We start from the raw sequence: 15,497 nt of genomic DNA on the forward strand, positions 1-15,497 counted from the left end.
CCATGGCGGTGAGCGTGCAGGAAGCGGATTTCGATGCGGGTGCGGAAATCGCAGCGCTGTCCGCCGGCCGGCCGGAGGTGGGCGCGGTGGCGAGCTTCGTCGGCCTGGTGCGCGACGTGGGCCACGGCGCACAGGTGACCGCGATGACCCTGGAGCATTACCCGGGCATGACCGAACAGTCCCTCGCCGGCATCGTCGCCGAGGCCGAACGGCGCTGGCGGCTGCATGGGGTGCGGGTCATCCACCGCTACGGGCGTCTGCTGCCGTGCGACCGCATCGTCTTCGTCGGCGTGGCGAGCGCGCACCGGGGTGACGCCTTCGCTGCCTGCGAATTCATCATGGATTACCTGAAGACCCGTGCGCCGTTCTGGAAGCGCGAGGAAACGCCGGACGGCGCCCACTGGGTGGATGCGCGCGAGGCCGACGACGAGGCGGCGGCGCGCTGGGACGAATCCTGGGAGGCCGTCGACCCGCGGCGCTGAATCCGGTTGGGTGGGAGCGGGCTTGCCCGCGATGCTGCGATGATCCATACCCACGACCGCCCTATCGCGGCCAAGGCCGTTCCCACGGGACGGTGACGAAATGAACGAGGGCGCCCGCGGGCGCCCTCGTTCATGGAAGCGGACAGCGGCTTACTTGCGGCCCTTGGGCGGCTGGGATGCGTTGGTGAAGGCCTGGAAGGCCTCGGTCGAGGCGCGGGTGATCTGCTCGAAGGCGGTGCGCGAGGTGTCGATCGCGGTCTGGATGGCGCCCAGGGTGTTCTGGTCGCTGATGGGCAGGCCCTTGAACAGTTTCTGGAAGGCTTCGAACACGTCGCTGCTGCCGGTGCTGAGCTGTTCCCCCACCAGTTTGCCGACCTCGTTCTGCGTGCGCGCGGCGATCTCGGCGATCTCGCGGGCGGAGGAGAGGAGCTTCTCGGTGGTGGCCTGGGCGTACTGGGTGCGCAGTTCGATCACTTCCTTGGGATCCTTGGCCGCGCTGAGCGCCTTGGCGTTCTTCACGCCGTCCTCGAACAGGATCTTGGCGGTCGCAACCTGCAGTTCCAGGATGCGCTGGGAGTTTTCGATGGACAACTGCGCCAGGCGCGTCGCCGCTTCGAGGTTCTTTTTCTGCAGTTCGTTGATCTGATCTTGCTTCGTTGCCATATCGTTTTCTCCCACGCGCGCGTTGATGTCGATGAAGGCGCTATTGCGCCGATTTCGGACAGCGATGACGCCGATCAGTACTGCAATGTCGCTCCCTCGGCCTCGCCTTGAACCATAGCACACCCGAATGTGCCGCTGTTGCAGCCCCGTCCGGCTTTCTCGGCAGGAGCGTGCAATGCTGCGCAGCGGCAAGGGTCAGATCAGTTCCTGCACGCGCTCCGGCGGACGCGCCACCACCGCCCGTTCACCCGCCACGACGATGGGGCGTTCGATCAGGATAGGGTGGGCGAGCAGGGCGTCGATCCATTCCTCTTCGCTCAGGGTCCGGCCCTTGTATTCGCTCTTGTAGATGGCCTCGCCCTTGCGCACCAGTTCCTCGGCGCTCAGGCCGAGCTTCTTCAGCAGACCCTTCAGCGTGGCGCGGTCGGGCGGTGTCTTGAGGTATTCCACCACCTCGGGCTGGATGCCTTTCTCGGCCAGGATGGCGCAGGCCGAACGGCTCTTGCCGCAGCGCGGGTTGTGGTAGATGCGGACGGTCGCGGTCATGGGTGGTTCACTCCTGTTGGTTGGCGGCGAGCGTGGCCAGGAAGGTATCGGCATTGTGGATCGGGCAGGGCAGCGTGCCGTCGAGGGCGAGCAGATCGCGGTCCCCGGTCACCAGGAAATCCGCCCAGCCTGCCAGCGCGAGCAGCAGAAAGGGTTCGTCGAACGGGTCGCGGCAGGGCGGCACCGGGGGCGGCGGTTCGGGAATCCGCAGCGTTTCGCACCAGGGCAGGTAGTCGGCCAGCAAGTCCCGCTGCTCGTCGGCTGTGAGGCGGAACTTGGGGTAGGCGAGCACGCGCATCAGTTCCGCCGTGGTCGCCCGTGATACCAGTGGCAGGAAGCGCCCGTTCTGCCATGCCCGGCGCAGAGCTGACAGCCGGCCATTGGCGAACACCAGTGCGGACAGCGCCAGATTGGTGTCCAGCACCACCCGCGGCGGCGTCATTGGCCGGTGCGCCCGTTTTCCGCACGTGCCCAGTTCACTGCGTCTTCGATGTCCTGCTCGTCCAGGCCGAGTTCGGCCAGCTTGGAGCGCACCGCATCGGCACGCTGGATGCGGACCGGCGTGAGAATGATCTGTCCGTCGCGCGCTTCGATGTCGAAGTATTCGACTTGGCCGATCGCGTTGGTGATGCTCTTTGGCAGAGTGAGCTGGTTCTTGGCGGTCATCTTGGCAAGCATGGCAATGTCTCTGCAAAAGTAAGGATTCCTTACTATAGATCGCCGTCCGATGCACGGCAAGAACGCTGCTTGCAGCGCCCCCTTGAAGGCCGCCGATCCCGCCCCACATAGAAGGCAGCCAGAATCCACGGGGAATGCCGCCATGCGCTTCGACAAACTCACCACCAAGTTCCAGCAGGCCCTCGCCGATGCCCAGAGCATCGCGGTGGGCAATGACCAGCAGTTCATCGAGCCGCAGCACCTGCTGGCGGCCATGCTCGACCAGGAAGACGGCGGTACGGTGTCGCTGCTGCAGCGCGCAGGCGTCAACGTGCCGCCGCTGAAGAACACGCTACACAAGGCGCTCGATCGCCTGCCCAGGGTGGAAGGCCACGGCGGCGAGGTGCAGATCGGCCGCGACCTCAACAACCTGCTCAATCTCACCGACCGCGAAGCGCAGAAACGTGGCGACCAGTTCATCGCCAGTGAGATGTTCCTGCTCGCGCTCGCCGACGACAAAGGCGAGGCCGGCCGCTTGCTGAAGGAGCACGGCCTCGCCCGCAAGGCGCTGGAGGCCGCGGTGGACGCGGTACGCGGCGGCCAGAACGTGGGCAGCCAGGATGCCGAGGGCCAGCGCGAGGCGCTCTCCAAGTACTGTCTCGACCTGACCGAGCGCGCCCGCCAGGGCAAGCTCGACCCGGTGATCGGCCGCGACGACGAGATCCGCCGCGCCATCCAGATCCTGCAGCGCCGCACCAAGAACAATCCGGTGCTGATCGGCGAGCCGGGCGTGGGCAAGACCGCCATCGTCGAGGGGCTGGCGCAGCGCATCGTCAATGACGAGGTGCCGGAAACCCTGAAGGGCAAGCGCGTGCTGTCGCTCGACATGGCGGCGCTGCTGGCCGGCGCCAAGTACCGCGGCGAATTCGAGGAACGGCTGAAGGCGGTGCTGAAGGACATCGCCCAGGAAGAAGGGCGCATCATCGTCTTCATCGACGAGATCCACACCATGGTCGGCGCCGGCAAGGCCGAGGGCGCGATCGACGCCGGCAACATGCTGAAGCCCGCGCTGGCGCGCGGCGAACTGCACTGCATTGGCGCGACCACGCTGGACGAGTACCGCAAGTACATCGAGAAGGATGCCGCGCTGGAGCGCCGCTTCCAGAAGGTGCTGGTGGACGAGCCGTCGGTGGAGTCCACCATCGCCATCCTGCGCGGCCTGCAGGAGAAGTACGAGGTGCACCACGGCGTGGACATCACCGACCCGGCCATCGTCGCCGCGGCCGAACTCTCGCACCGCTACATCACCGACCGCTTCCTGCCCGACAAGGCGATCGACCTGATCGACGAGGCTGCCGCGCGCATCAAGATGGAGATCGATTCCAAGCCGGAGTCCATGGACAAGCTCGAACGCCGCCTGATCCAGTTGAAGATCGAGCAGGAGGCGGTGAAGAAGGAGACCGACGAGGCATCGCAGAAGCGCCTGCTGCTGATCCGCGACGAGATCGGCAAGCTCGAACGCGAGTACGCCAACCTCGACGAGATCTGGCGCGCCGAGAAGGCGAGCGTTCAGGGCAGCCAGCACATCAAGGAAGAGATCGAGAAGCTGCGCGCGCAGATGGCCGAGATGCAGCGCAAGGGCCAGTTCGACAAGCTCGCCGAGCTGCAGTACGGCAAGCTGCCGCAGCTCGAAGCGCAGTTGAAGGCGGCGGAAACCGCGGGCAGCGGCGAGCGCCAGTTCAAGCTGCTGCGCACCCAGGTCGGCGCCGAGGAAATCGCGGAGGTGGTGTCGCGCGCGACCGGCATCCCGGTGAGCAAGATGATGCAGGGCGAGCGCGACAAGCTGCTGCACATGGAAGAACGCCTGCATGCCCGCGTGGTCGGCCAGGACGAGGCCGTGCGGCTGGTGTCGGACGCGATCCGGCGCTCGCGCGCCGGCCTCGCCGACGAGAACCGGCCCTACGGCTCCTTCCTCTTCCTCGGCCCCACCGGCGTGGGCAAGACCGAACTGTGCAAGACGCTGGCCGAGTTCCTGTTCGATTCGGAAGAGCACCTGATCCGCATCGACATGAGCGAGTTCATGGAGAAGCATTCGGTCGCGCGGCTGATCGGCGCGCCGCCGGGCTACGTCGGCTACGAGGAAGGCGGCTACCTGACCGAGCAGGTGCGGCGCAAGCCCTACAGCGTGATCCTGTTCGACGAGGTCGAGAAAGCGCACCCGGACGTGTTCAACGTGCTGCTGCAGGTGCTCGACGACGGCCGCATGACCGACGGCCAGGGCCGCACGGTGGACTTCAAGAACACCGTGATCGTGATGACCTCCAATCTCGGCAGCCAGATGATCCAGCAGATGTCGGGCGACGACTACCAGGTCATCAAGCTGGCGGTGATGGCCGAGGTGAAGACCTTCTTCCGGCCGGAGTTCATCAACCGCATCGACGAGGTGGTGGTGTTCCATGCGCTCGACGAGAAGAACATCGCCGGCATCGCCCGCATCCAGCTCAAGTACCTGGAAAAGCGGCTGGCGCGGCTGGAGATGAGCATGGAAGTCTCCGATGCGGCCTTGGCGGAAATCGCCTCGGCCGGCTTCGACCCGGTGTTCGGCGCGCGGCCGCTGAAGCGGGCGATCCAGGAGCGCATCGAGAATCCGCTGGCCAAGGCCATCCTGGAAGGGCAGTTCGCCGCCAAGGACCGCATCCGGGTCGATGCGGCCGGCAGCAAGCTGAGCTTCGCCCGCGTCGAGTGAGGGCGGGGCGCGCCCACGGTGCATGAACCGCGCGGGCCGGTTGAACCAGACCGGCTTCGCGCGGGTCTCCACGACAAGCTTCGTCGCCGGAGAATGCGCCATGCATCCCTTCCGCAGTTTCGCCCGCCGCATCGGCTTTCCATTCTGCATCGCTCTTCTCGCCGGCAGCGCCTGGGCTCAAGCAACAGTGGCCATCGTGCGCAGTGCCGCCGGCCCGGTGGAGGTGGTGCAGATCGCGGATGGGCTGGACACGCCCTGGTCCCTCGCTTTCCTGCCCGACGGGCGCATGCTGGTCACCGAACGCCCCGGGCGGCTGCGCATCGTCGCGCGGGACGGCAGCCTGTCGGCGCCGCTCGCCGGCGTGCCCGCGGTGTATGGGCGGGGGCAGGGCGGACTGCTGGACGTGGTGCTGGGGCCGGACTTCGCCACGGACCGGCGCATCTGGTTTTCCTACGCCGAGCCCACCGCCCGCGGTGCGCGCACGGCCGTGGCGCGCGCCGTGCTCGACCTGGACGGGCTGCGCCTGACCAATGTCGAGCGCATCTTCGCCCAGAACGATGACCCGTCCGGCGGCAACCACTGGGGTTCCCGCCTGGTGTTCGGGCGCGACGGCCTGCTCTACGTGACCCTGGGCGACCGCTTCAACCACCGCGACCGGGCACAGGACCTGGACAGCCACCTGGGCAAGGTGGTGCGCATCGCGCCCGACGGCAGCGTGCCGCCGGACAATCCCTTCGTCGGCCGGCCGGGCGCGCTGCCCGAGACCTGGTCCTACGGCCACCGCAACGTGCAGGGCGCGGCCCTGCATCCGCAGACCGGCGCCCTGTGGGCCCATGAGCACGGCCCCCAGGGCGGCGACGAGGTCAACATCGTGCGCCGCGGGCGCAACTACGGCTGGCCGGTCGTCACCTACGGGCGCGAGTACGTCACCGGCTTTCGCATCGGCGAGGGCACGGCGCGTGCCGACGTGGAAGCGCCGCTCACCCAATGGACGCCGTCCATCGCGCCCTCGGGCATGGCCTTCTACACCGGCGACGCCTTTCCCCGGTGGCGCGGCAGCCTGTTCGTCGGCGCCCTGCGCGGCAGCATGCTGGTACGCCTCGCGCTGGACGGCGAGCGTGTGGTCGGCGAGGAGCGCCTGCTGGGCGAGCTGGGCCACCGCATCCGCGACGTGCGCCAGGGGCCGGACGGGCTGCTCTACCTGCTGGACGAAACGGACGGGCGCATCCTGCGCCTGCAGCCGGCACGCCCGTAGGCTTCCATCCGCCCTGCGGCAGTTGACCGATGTCAGCAAAGCCTTCCGTCCCGGGCGTCGGCCTATTCCGCATCGCTGCAGCGGCGCGCTAAACTCGGCCATACGACATAAAAACCCGCACAGAGTGTTGTGCTCCCGGCGGGGAGGAGGCGTCATGCAGGGTTTCGAGGAACAGGCGGAGGCGTTCGCCGAGCGCATTGCCGCGGAAATCGAGGAGCGCCGGCTGAATTTTCCGGTGTCCATGGAAGTGTCCTTGCGCATCAAGCGCCTGGCCGACGATCCGGATTCCACGCTCGACCGGATCGCCACGGTGGTGCAGGCCGAGCCGGTGCTCAGCGCCAAGACCGTGCGCATGGCCAACACCGTGGCGCTCAACCCGTACCGCGCCCGCGTCGAAACGGTGCGCGACGCGGTGCACCGCATCGGTTTGTCCGCGCTGCGCAGCCTTGCGCTCGCGGTGGCCACCGAGCAACTCGCCGGCGATCACCGCTCGCCCAACATGCGCATGCTGGCCCACGGGCTGTGGCTGCGTTCCGTCGATGTGGCGTCGTGGTGTTTCGCGCTGGCGCGGCAGACCCGAGCGGCCAACCCGGACGCGGCCCTGCTGGCCGGCATGATGACCCACATCGGCCAGTTCTTCCTGCTCGCCCGCGCCTCCGACTACCCGGCCATGGAAGCCAGCATCGACCGCTTCGCCGCGCTGGTGGACGACATGCACCAGAGCGTCGGCCTGGCGGTGCTGGAAGTGTTCGACATGCCGGAGAGCATTCTCGACTGCCTTGAAGTGGAGCACACCTACGACGGCGAATGGCCGCCTGCCGACCTCGGCCATGTCGTGCAACTGGCCTCGCTGGTGTCCGAGGCGCCCAACCCCTTCGACGGCCTGCTGGGGCGCAATCCGGTACGCGGCCCCGCCGCCGCGGCGGTGTTCGGCATCGACACGGATGAGCTGGCGGCCCTGCTCGCAGCGTCCCATGAAGAGCGCGGGGAGATCCTCGCCGCAGTGAGGGGCTGAAACCATGGCCGAGATGAATGCGGAGGTGGGGCAGGGCAAGGGCGTCGGGCTGAGTTTCCGCCTGGATGCGGAAGCCGGCGCGCTCTTCGCGAGCGTGCGGCCGGACCCGGCGGCCGTGCCCATCGACGAAGCCTGGCTGCGCGCGCGCCTGGCCGAGGAGGGCTACGGCACGCTGCGCTACCACCCCATGGCCATCACCGGCCTGCTGGCCCAGTACAACTCGGGTGCCGCCGTTGCGGCGCTGAAATTGGGTGAATGCGTGGATGCGAGCTTCTCCATCGCCATTGCGCCCGACGGCCTTCAAGCTCTGCTGACCATCGTGCCGGCCCAGGGCGGCAGGCCGGTGGCGCAGGAAGCCGTGTTTGCCGAGTTGGCCGCCAGGGGCGTGACCGAAGGCATCCTGCCCGAAGCCATAACCCGCGCCATCGCCGCCGGCATGGCCGATGGCGTGGCCGTCGCGCGCGGACGCCCCGCCGTGCCGGGCGAGAACGGGAGGCTGGAAAGCGTGCTGCCCGAAGCCCGCTCCCGCGTGCCGCATCTCAACGCGAGCGGGCAGACCGACTACCGCGACCTGGGCGACATCCTCAGCGTGGCGCCCGGCCAGCCGCTGATGGTGCGGCGGGCAGCGACAGCCGGTACGCCGGGGGTGACCGTGTTCGGCCAGGCCATCCCGGCGCATCCGGGCAAGGAGGTCGCCTTCGCGGCGAAGCTGAACGGCGCGCAGCCGGACCCCGAGGACCCCGACCGCCTGCTGGCCGAAGTGGCCGGCCAGCCGGTGGTGGTGGCGGGCGGCATGATCGTCGAGCAGGTATATACGGTCGCCGAGGTCAACATGGCCACCGGCAACGTCAGTTTCGACGGCAGCGTGGTGGTGCGCGGCGACGTGGCCGCCGGCATGACCATCCGCGCCAGCGGCGACATCCAGATCGGCGGCACCGCCGACCCCTGTGTGCTGGAGGCGGGCGGCAGCATCTCCATCAAGGGCGGCGCGCTCGGCGGCCTGGGCCGCAAGGAGCACGCCGACAGCCTGATCCGTTGCGGCGGCACCTTCACCGCGGCCTTCGCCCAGCAGGCGCGCATCGAAGCGGGCGACAGCATCTTCATCGACGACATGGCGATGCAGTGCGACCTGGCCGCGGGCAACCACATCCGCGTCGGCAACAAGCGCCGCGGGCACATCATCGGCGGCCGCGCGCTGGCCACGCTGTCCATCAGCGGCAAAGTGCTGGGTTCGCCCAACCGCATCGCCACGAACCTGGAGGTGGGCGTGAGCCCGGCGACGCACAAGCGCATGCACGAATTGGCGAAGACACGCGACGGCAAGGAGAAGCAACTGCTCGACATCAGCAAGCTGCTGGCCTTTGCCGGCCACAACCCGGGCCGGGTCGATCCGGCCATGGTGGAGCGCGCCCGCAACACCGCCAAGGTGCTCGCGGACGAAATCCAGGCCCTGCGCGACGAGGAGCAGTCCCTCGCCGAGCTCGTCGCACGCTCGCAGCAGGCCCGCGTCACCGCCGAACAGGTCCTGCACGAAGGGGTGAACGTGCAGATGGGAACGCTGCATTACAGCGTCAGCGGCGAGCACGGCGCCGCCGCCATCGGCCTCAACGACGGTGTGCTGGGGCTGCTTGCGGCCGGAGATTCGCCCTCTCCGTAATGAAACGCGGATGACAGGGAGTACGACGTTTGCGATACTGCGCGGCGCTCTCCCAAAGGAAACCGCGATGACCCTCCGCACACTGCTCGGCCGTGTCCTGCTGCTGTCGCTGCTGCTCGGCACCGCACCGGCCGGAGCGGAAGAACTGCGCGTGGTGTTGACGCCGCGTTCCGTGCCGTTTTCCTATCTCGATGCCAACGGCGAGTTGACCGGTTTCAACGTGGACGTGGCGCGCGCGATCTGTGCCCAACTCGGCCGCACCTGCCGCCTGGAGACTGCGGCCTTCGCCGACATCATTCCGGCCGTGGCGGCCGGACGCTACGACCTGGGCGCGGCCAACTTCCTGCGCACGCCGGAGCGCGAGCGCGAGGTCGCCTTCACCGTGCCGTTCTGGCGCTCGGCTTCGGTCTTCGTCGGCAAGGCCGGCCGGCCGATGAAGACCGTGGGCGAACTGCTGGGCGAGGCGCAGGTGTGTGCCGTCGCCGGTTCCGCCCAGCAACGCTACCTGAGCGGGCAGGCGGGCGAACACGCCGCCAACGTGCGCATGCTGCCCACCGGCCAGGACCTGCTCGAAGGCCTCGCCTCCGGCGCCTGCCAGGTGGCCCTGCTGCCGGCCATGCAGGCGCTGCCTTTCATAAAGACGCCGCAGGGCGCCGGCCTGGCCTTCCTCGGTACGCCGCTGCGCGAACACGGCCTGGGGGGAAGCGTGCACATGGTGGTGCGCCGGGGCGACGACGCCCTGCGCACCGCCGTCGATCATGCACTGCACGACCTCATCGCCAGCGGCGAGCACGAGCGCCTGGCCCGCCGCTACTTCCCCTTCAGCATCCTGTGAGCCGCCGATGAGCGACCTTCCGCAAGGCGTCGCGCCCCGTCGCCTCTCGCTGCGCCGCCTGTCGCTGTGGCTCGCGCTCGGCGCTGCGCTCGCGCTGCTGATCGGCGTGGTGGTGGTGGCCACCGTCTCCGTCTCCGCCATCCGCGTGGCCGCGCGGGGCGGGCAGGACAATGCCGCCGCGCGCATGGGCGAACTGCGCGCGGTCGGCAACCTGGAGCGCATGATCACGCTCGGCGACCAGTTCCAGGACGAGGCCGATCCCCTGCGCTGGCGCAGCATCGCGCTCACCATGCAGGCGCTTGCGCTGCATCCGTCCCTCGAAGCGCTGGCGGGCGACGGGGAGGGCAGCACCAGCGTCGCGTTCGAAACCGCCAACCGCCTGCTCGCCATGCGCGAGGAGGAGGCCGCGGCCACGATCCACGCGCCCGCCGGCCTGGCGCCCATGGCCGAGCGCCGCGCGGCCTTCTGGCACGAACGCCGCGCCGCCATGCAGCAGGCGGCCGACGAGGTGGCGGCGAGGCTGGTGCGCGAAGTGTCGCAGGCCTCGGCCGAAATCTCGCGCGGCGCGGTCGTGGTGCTCGGCGTGACCCTGGCCGGCACGCTGTTTGCCGGCCTGCTCGGGGCGGCGCTGGTGGTGGTGATGCGCCGCCACCTGCTCGCGCCGCTGGTGCAGATATCCGACTGCCTCGCCGGCCTGCGCCGCGGCGAGGACGTGGCCGACAGCCTGCCCAGCGTCCACAGTGCGGAACTGGGCGAAGTGGTGGAGGCGGTCGAGCGGCTCGCCACCACACAGCGCGCGCTGGAACATGCCGCGCTGTACGACGCGCTCACCGGCCTGAGCAACCGCTACGGGCTGGAGGCGCGGCTGGCCCAGGCCATCGGCCAGGCCCACCGCCAGGGGCACAGGCTGGCGCTGATGTTCCTGGACGTGGACCGCTTCAAATCGGTGAACGATTCCTTCGGCCACGCCAGCGGCGACGAACTGCTGCGCATCCTGGCCGACCGCATCTCCGGCTGCCTGCGGGAGGCCGATGTGGTGGCCCGCCTGGGCGGCGACGAATTCGTCATTCTGCTCGGCGAACTGATGCATGAGTCCGATGCGGCCGCGGTGGCGCAGAAGGTGCTCGAAGCCCTGAGCCGCCCGGCACGGGTGCAGGGGCTGGAGCTGCGTCTGTCGGCTTCCATCGGCATCTGCCTCTTCCCTGACGACGGCGGCGACGCCGGCACGCTGATGAAGCATGCCGACATCGCCATGTACCAGGCCAAGGCCGCCGGCCGCGCGGGTTTCCGCTTCTTCGAGCCGGCCATGAACGAAGCGGTGACCCAGCGCCTGCACGTGGAGGCCGAACTGCGCCAGGCGCTGGAGCGCCACGAGTTCCGCCTGTATTTCCAGCCGCAGATGAACCCGGACGGCTGCCATATCGTCGCGGCCGAGGGGTTGATCCGCTGGCAGCGGGAGGACGGCTCGCTGATCTCCCCGGCCGCCTTCATCCCCATCGCCGAAGAGAGCGAACTGATCAACGCCATCGGCGACTGGGTACTGCGCACCGCCTGCGAACACCTGGAAGACTGGAAGGCACGCGGCTTCGACGGCGTGCGCCTGGCGGTGAACCTGTCAGGCCGGCAGTTGCGCGATCCCGATCTGCCGCGCCGCGTCGAACGCCTGCTGCTCCGCCATGCCCTGGACCCCACCCGGCTCGAACTCGAAGTGACCGAGTCCGCCGCCATGGAGCAGCCGGAGATCACCATCGGCAACCTGCAGGCCTTGAAGGCGCTGGGCGTGTCGCTGGCCATCGACGACTTCGGCACCGGCTATTCCTCGCTCGCCTACCTCAAGCTCTTCCCGCTCGACCGCCTCAAGCTGGACCGGGCCTTCGTCAGCGACATCGAAAACGACCCCAACGACGCCAGCATCTGCGCCGCCACCGTGAGCCTGGCCCACAGCCTGCACCTGGAACTGGTGGCCGAGGGGGTGGAAACCGCCGCGCAGCACGCCTTCCTGCACGAACTGGGTTGCGATCTGCTGCAGGGCTACCACTTCCACAAGCCCATGCCGGCAGGCGCCTTCGTGGTGCTGCTGGAACACCAGCAGGCCACGCCGGCCGGGGCCGACGTTCAACCGTAGGAGCGGGCTTGCCCGCGATACGGCCGGCGGGAGAGCAAAGGCCGCGATCGCGGGCAAGCCCGCTCCTACCCTACCTGCACCGTACCGCCACCACGTGCTGGTACAGGCCGCCGAACAGCGTGATGCGCCGCCACTCGAATTCGCCCGCGCGGGCCGACAGCGATTCGATGGGCGTTTCCAGCAGCGACGGCGCGTAGGGCTCCAGCCAGCGGAACACCAGATGCATGACGGGGCGCAGCGGATGCCAGCGCGCCGGACGGTGGTAGTCCACGAACACCGCCTTGCCGCCCGGTGCCACCGCGGCGAGCAGGTTGTCCACGATCAGCCGGCGCTGGTGCGTCGGTACCTCGTGCAACAGGAAGAAAGCGCACACGCCGTCGTAGCGTTCCGCGAGCGGGTGGGCGAGGTCGGCGTGCAGCACGTGCGTATGTGCGAAAGAGGCGAGCTTGCGGCGGGCGTTCTCGAGCTGCAGGCGGGACACGTCGGCCACGTCCAGCCGGCCCTGCGGGCCGATCCGGGCGGCGAGCATGGGCGAGAAACGGCCGTACACGCAGGCCGCCTGCAGCACCTTGCTGCCGACGGCGAATTCGGCGCAGGCCGCGCGCATCAGGCGTCCGGCGTTGCCCCACAGGATGGCCGAAACCACGAGGTCGCGGTCCAGCCAGGGCAGGGTGCGGCGGGAAAGGTAGGCCCAGCGGTAGGTACGCAGCAGGTACTCGGGCAGCAGGGGAGGGGGTGGTGCGCTGGTGGCATCGCTGGCGCGATCGGGGCCGCTCATCGGTCGGGGTCACTCCGGTTTGTGAATGCGGATCGGCGGGCTGCGGACGGTTTCATGCCGTGTGCTATTCGTCATGACGGCCGCGGTAACCAGATGTTACCATTCCGTCATGTCCCGGCTCGTGACGCAGGGCGCACCCGGTTGCCCGGAGTGGGCCGTCGCACCGTCCGCCGGGGCAGTCCCAAACGATTCCGCGGAGGAGTGATGGCTGAAGCGAGCTACGCCCTGGTGTTCCAGGGCGACATTCTGGCAGGGTTCGAGCGCGAGCAGGTCATGCAGCGTTTCGGAGAGTTGTTCGGCCTCACCGCCGAGGATGTGGACAAGGTCTTCGGCCATCCGCGGGTCGTGCTCAAGCGCAACCTCGACCGCGCCAGGGCGGACGCATACCTGGGCCAGCTTACCGGCATCGGCATGGCGGTCAGCCTCGATGCCCTGCACCCGCCGGCTGCCCGGCCGCTCGCGCTGGAACCGCAAGCCGCCGCCGAGGCGCCTGCGGCTCCACAGCCTGAAGCGATCTCGCAGGGCGGAGGCGCCGGCGCCGCGACAGCCATACCGGCCGCCCGTGCTGCCGACGAACGCCGCGAACTCGGTTTCGAATTCACCGGCAACGGCTTCGAGTTCTTCCGCATCTGGATCGTCAACCTGCTGCTCGGCATCGTCACCCTGGGCATCTACTCGGCATGGGCCAAGGTGCGCACGCAGCGCTACTTCTACGGCAACGCGCGCCTGGACGGCACCAGCTTCGAATACCTGGCCGACCCGCTGAAGATCCTCAAAGGGCGGCTGATCGCCTTTGCCATGCTGGTCATCTACATGCTGGCGGACCAGTTCGTGCCGCTGCTCGGCGTGGTGCTGATGCTGTTCTTCTTCGCCATTTTCCCGTGGATCATGGTGCGCGGGCTGGCCTTCCGCAACCACAACTCCGCCTGGCGCGGCGTGCGCTTCGGCTTCGACGGACGCATCGGCGAAGCCTACAAGGTCTTCCTGCTGTGGCCGCTGCTCGGCCTGCTGACCGCGGGCATATTGTTCCCCTACGCCATGTATCGCCAGCAGCAGTTCGTCATCGGCAACAGCCGCTACGGCGTGGAACCTTTCCGCTTCGGCGGGGAAGCGAGCAATTTCTACCTGATCGCGCTGGCCGTGATCGGCGTGGGTTTCGGCGGCGGTCTGCTGATGGGGCTGGTCTCCGTCGTCCTTCCGCTCGTGGGGCCGTTCATCATGATCGCCACCTACCTGCTCATCTTCGCGCTCTCCACCGTCATGATGACCAACCTGCGCTTCAACAACACCACGCTCGGCAGCCACGCCCTGCAGGCCGACTACCGGCTCGGCACCTACGCCCTGCTGATGCTCACCAACACCCTCGCCATCGGCCTGACCCTGGGCCTGTTCTACCCCTGGGCGAAGGTGCGCACGGCCCGTTACGCCGCGCAGCACATCGGGCTGGCGGCCGACGGCGACCTGGGCGAATTCGCCGCCGCGCAGCGCGACGAGGTTTCCGCCGTGGGCGGCGAGATCGGCGACGTGTTCGACGTGGACCTGGGCATCTGATGCCCATCGAAAACCGCTTCGAAGGACGCTTCTTCGACGGCACGAGCTCGCGCGCCCACCGCGCGAGCGTGCTCATCGAAGACGGCAGTGCGCGCGTGGAAGGCGAGGCCGGCGAGTTGCTGCCGCCGGTCGCGCTGGAGTGCCTCGCCTTCTCCTCGCGCATCGGCAACACGCCGCGCTTCCTGCGCTTTCCGGGCGGCGCGAGTTTCGAGACCGAAGACAACGACGCCGTCGACCGCCTCGCCGCGCAGCGCTCGCCCGCCGCCGGGCTCGCCCACCGGCTGGAATCGAAGCTGCGCTACGTCCTCATCGGCCTCGTCGTCACCATCGCCTTCGTCTGGGGCAGCGTGCAGTGGGGCGTGCCCGCCCTCGCCAAGGTCGCCGCCTTCGCGCTGCCTGCCGAGGTCAACCGCCACGCCGACCGCATCGTGCTGGAAATCCTCGACAGCCAGCTCTTCGAACCCAGCCGTCTGCCGGAAAAGGAGCAGGCCCGCCTGCTCGCCGCCTTCGCCCCGCTGCTGGACGAGGCCGCGCGACACCAGCCCGTGCGCGTCCTGTTCCGCGACGCCGCCGACTCCATCCGCGCCAACGCCCTGGCCCTGCCGGCCGGCACCATCGTGTTCACCGACCAACTCGTGCGCCTGGCCAAGCATGACGAGGAACTGATGGGCGTGCTCGCCCACGAAATCGGCCACGTCACCCACCGCCACGCCATGCGCGGCTCCATCCAGGCCTCCTTCATGGGTCTCATCGCCACGCTGGTCGTGGGCGACATCTCCTCCGTCTCGTCGGCCATCACCGCGCTCCCGCTGATGCTCACCGAACTGGGCTACTCCCGCGGCTTCGAACGGGAAGCCGACCGCCACGCGGTGGAGATGCTGAATCGCCAAGGCATCCCGGCTCAGCGTTTCGCCGACATCCTGCAGCGGCTCGATCCGTCGAAGAGCGAGAAGGGGGCTTACCTGGCGACGCATCCGCCGACGCCGGAGCGGGTGAGGTTGATCCTGGAGTCTGAGTGAAGGGAGCGGCTTGGGCCACGATGTTCGCCATGAACGTCGGTTTTTTTGACACATGCCAGCAGGATGCGTTAGGGTACGTCCTTCGCATAAAATGATGAAACAATTTCCCTCTTGACATTGAACGTCTGAGACGGGCTGCCCACGGGCCGATGTCGAGGCGTTCGACGA

The 15,497-nt window shown here is 68.5% G+C and carries 14 protein-coding genes; 9 read left to right on the forward strand and 5 right to left on the reverse strand.

The window, feature by feature from the left end; all coding sequences use genetic code 11:
- The first annotated feature begins 2 nt into the window (after positions 1 to 2).
- Complete coding sequence (gene moaE / locus E6O51_RS04845) at positions 3 to 482, forward strand: molybdopterin synthase catalytic subunit MoaE (RefSeq protein WP_136383842.1); 480 nt, start codon at positions 3 to 5, stop codon at positions 480 to 482.
- Between the two features lie 150 nt (positions 483 to 632).
- Here the strand turns inward: moaE and E6O51_RS04850 are convergent, their stop codons facing one another.
- The 4 genes from E6O51_RS04850 to E6O51_RS04865 all read right to left on the reverse strand — a co-directional run bounded on the left by E6O51_RS04850 (position 633) and on the right by E6O51_RS04865 (position 2,369).
- Positions 633 to 1,145, reverse strand: coding sequence for a phasin family protein (locus E6O51_RS04850; protein ID WP_136383843.1), 513 nt, complete (start codon positions 1,143 to 1,145; stop codon positions 633 to 635).
- A gap of 195 nt (positions 1,146 to 1,340) precedes the next feature.
- Positions 1,341 to 1,691: an arsenate reductase (glutaredoxin) gene (gene arsC, locus E6O51_RS04855; protein ID WP_136383844.1), complete on the reverse strand. Its 351-nt coding sequence runs from the start codon at positions 1,689 to 1,691 to the stop codon at positions 1,341 to 1,343.
- A gap of 7 nt (positions 1,692 to 1,698) precedes the next feature.
- Entirely contained in the window at positions 1,699 to 2,133 is a 435-nt protein-coding gene (locus tag E6O51_RS04860) for a putative toxin-antitoxin system toxin component, PIN family (protein ID WP_136383845.1), read from the reverse strand.
- Positions 2,130 to 2,369 (reverse strand): AbrB/MazE/SpoVT family DNA-binding domain-containing protein, encoded by a 240-nt coding sequence (locus E6O51_RS04865; protein ID WP_136383846.1) that lies wholly within the window; start codon positions 2,367 to 2,369, stop codon positions 2,130 to 2,132. Before E6O51_RS04865 ends, E6O51_RS04860 begins: the two co-directional genes overlap by 4 nt.
- A gap of 142 nt (positions 2,370 to 2,511) precedes the next feature.
- On the opposite strand from E6O51_RS04865, the gene clpB reads away from it, so the two are divergent.
- The 6 genes from clpB to E6O51_RS04895 all read left to right on the forward strand — a co-directional run bounded on the left by clpB (position 2,512) and on the right by E6O51_RS04895 (position 11,981).
- A complete protein-coding gene (gene clpB / locus E6O51_RS04870) occupies positions 2,512 to 5,094 on the forward strand; it encodes an ATP-dependent chaperone ClpB (protein ID WP_136383847.1) in 2,583 nt (860 codons plus the stop codon).
- A gap of 100 nt (positions 5,095 to 5,194) precedes the next feature.
- On the forward strand, positions 5,195 to 6,349 hold the full coding sequence (locus E6O51_RS04875; RefSeq protein ID WP_136383848.1) for a PQQ-dependent sugar dehydrogenase: 1,155 nt from the start codon (positions 5,195 to 5,197) through the stop codon (positions 6,347 to 6,349).
- 154 nt (positions 6,350 to 6,503) lie between these two features.
- Positions 6,504 to 7,364, forward strand: coding sequence for an HDOD domain-containing protein (locus E6O51_RS04880; RefSeq protein ID WP_136383849.1), 861 nt, complete (start codon positions 6,504 to 6,506; stop codon positions 7,362 to 7,364).
- Between the two features lie 4 nt (positions 7,365 to 7,368).
- On the forward strand, positions 7,369 to 9,021 hold the full coding sequence (locus E6O51_RS04885) for a DUF342 domain-containing protein (protein WP_230976702.1): 1,653 nt from the start codon (positions 7,369 to 7,371) through the stop codon (positions 9,019 to 9,021).
- A gap of 67 nt (positions 9,022 to 9,088) precedes the next feature.
- Entirely contained in the window at positions 9,089 to 9,856 is a 768-nt protein-coding gene (locus E6O51_RS04890; RefSeq protein WP_168735187.1) for a substrate-binding periplasmic protein, read from the forward strand.
- A 7-nt stretch (positions 9,857 to 9,863) separates the two neighbouring features.
- Positions 9,864 to 11,981 carry a putative bifunctional diguanylate cyclase/phosphodiesterase gene (locus tag E6O51_RS04895; RefSeq protein WP_168735188.1) on the forward strand — a complete coding sequence of 706 codons (2,118 nt, stop codon included), beginning with the start codon at positions 9,864 to 9,866 and terminating at the stop codon, positions 11,979 to 11,981.
- 70 nt (positions 11,982 to 12,051) lie between these two features.
- Here E6O51_RS04895 and rquA read toward each other — a convergent pair whose 3' ends face one another.
- The gene (gene rquA, locus E6O51_RS04900) at positions 12,052 to 12,759 is read right to left on the reverse strand and encodes a rhodoquinone biosynthesis methyltransferase RquA (protein ID WP_136383852.1); all 708 of its coding nucleotides are present in this window, start codon (positions 12,757 to 12,759) and stop codon (positions 12,052 to 12,054) included.
- Between the two features lie 204 nt (positions 12,760 to 12,963).
- Here rquA and E6O51_RS04905 point away from each other — a divergent pair, with 204 nt between their 5' ends.
- Entirely contained in the window at positions 12,964 to 14,310 is a 1,347-nt protein-coding gene (locus E6O51_RS04905) for a YjgN family protein (protein WP_230976703.1), read from the forward strand.
- Entirely contained in the window at positions 14,310 to 15,329 is a 1,020-nt protein-coding gene (locus E6O51_RS04910; RefSeq protein ID WP_136383853.1) for a M48 family metallopeptidase, read from the forward strand. The genes E6O51_RS04905 and E6O51_RS04910 overlap by 1 nt, the downstream gene beginning before the upstream one ends.
- The last annotated feature ends 168 nt before the right edge of the window (positions 15,330 to 15,497 follow it).

The sequence above is a fragment of the Pseudothauera rhizosphaerae genome, from assembly GCF_004801305.1.
GTDB lineage: Bacteria > Pseudomonadota > Gammaproteobacteria > Burkholderiales > Rhodocyclaceae > Pseudothauera > Pseudothauera rhizosphaerae.